This is a genomic window from Marinobacterium sp. MBR-111 (assembly GCF_040547585.1).
In the GTDB taxonomy this organism is placed as follows: domain Bacteria; phylum Pseudomonadota; class Gammaproteobacteria; order Pseudomonadales; family Balneatricaceae; genus Marinobacterium; species Marinobacterium iners.
Genome location: NZ_JBEPQA010000078.1, coordinates 1 through 1,520 on the forward strand (window position 1 = coordinate 1; position 1,520 = coordinate 1,520).

Here is a 1,520-nt window from a genome sequence, read left to right on the forward strand (position 1 = left end):
TCGCAGTTACAGCCGGTACAGGAATATTAACCTGTTTCCCATCGACTACGCATTTCTGCCTCGCCTTAGGGGCCGACTCACCCTACCCTGATTAGCATTGGATAGGAAACCTTGGTCTTCCGGCGAGGGGGTTTTTCACCCCCTTTATCGTTACTTATGTCAGCATTCGCACTTCTGATACCTCCACCATGGTTTACACCTTTGGCTTCAACGGCTTACAGAACGCTCCTCTACCATGCCCTAAGGCATCCGCAGCTTCGGTGTCTGGTTTGAGCCCCGTTATATCTTCCGCGCAGGCCGACTCGACTAGTGAGCTATTACGCTTTCTTTAAAGGGTGGCTGCTTCTAAGCCAACCTCCTAGCTGTCTGAGCCTTCCCACATCGTTTCCCACTTAACCAGAACTTTGGGACCTTAGCTGGCGGTCTGGGTTGTTTCCCTTTCCACGACGGACGTTAGCACCCGCCGTGTGTCTCCCATGATTGCACTCTTGGGTATTCGGAGTTTGCATCGGGTTGGTAAGTCGGGATGACCCCCTAGCCGAAACAGTGCTCTACCCCCCAAGGTGAGACATGAGGCGCTACCTAAATAGCTTTCGAGGAGAACCAGCTATCTCCGGGCTTGATTAGCCTTTCACTCCGATCCACAGGTCATCCGCTAACTTTTCAACGGTAGTCGGTTCGGTCCTCCAGTTGATGTTACTCAACCTTCAACCTGCCCATGGATAGATCGCCCGGTTTCGGGTCTACTCCCAGCGACTGATCGCCCTATTAAGACTCGGTTTCCCTACGCCTCCCCTAAACGGTTAAGCTTGCCACTGAAAGTAAGTCGCTGACCCATTATACAAAAGGTACGCAGTCACCGTCCGAAAACGGCTCCCACTGCTTGTACGTACACGGTTTCAGGGTCTATTTCACTCCCCTCACAGGGGTTCTTTTCGCCTTTCCCTCACGGTACTGGTTCACTATCGGTCAGTCAGGAGTATTTAGCCTTGGAGGATGGTCCCCCCATATTCAGACAGGATAACACGTGTCCCGTCCTACTCGATTTCACTGCATATAGGTTTTCGCATACGGGGCTATCACCCACTATGGCCGCACTTTCCAGAGCGTTCTGCTAACCACAACACAGCTTAAGGGCTGGTCCCCGTTCGCTCGCCGCTACTAAGGGAATCTCGGTTGATTTCTTTTCCTCCGGGTACTTAGATGTTTCAGTTCCCCGGGTTCGCCTCTCAAAGCCTATGTATTCAGCTAAGAGATACCCGCAAGCGGGTGGGTTTCCCCATTCGGAAATGTTCGGATCAAAGCTTGTTTACCAGCTCCCCGAACCTTATCGCAGGTTACTACGTCCTTCATCGCCTCTGACTGCCAAGGCATCCACCGTGCACGCTTATTCACTTGACCATATAACCCGAAGGCGTCTGTTCAAATGAATGGTTCGTAACGATTATCGCCGATTGGCGCTTGTATCAAACAATACAAGACAATCTTTCAGATCCAATTTGTTAAAGAGCGTTTAAAGC

General features: G+C 51.3%; 1 rRNA gene. It reads right to left on the minus strand.

Annotated features, from left to right (window positions below):
* A 23S ribosomal RNA gene (locus tag ABIE61_RS18770) occupies positions 1-1,401 on the minus strand; the annotation flags it as partial.
* Positions 1,402-1,520: the final 119 nt, after the last annotated feature.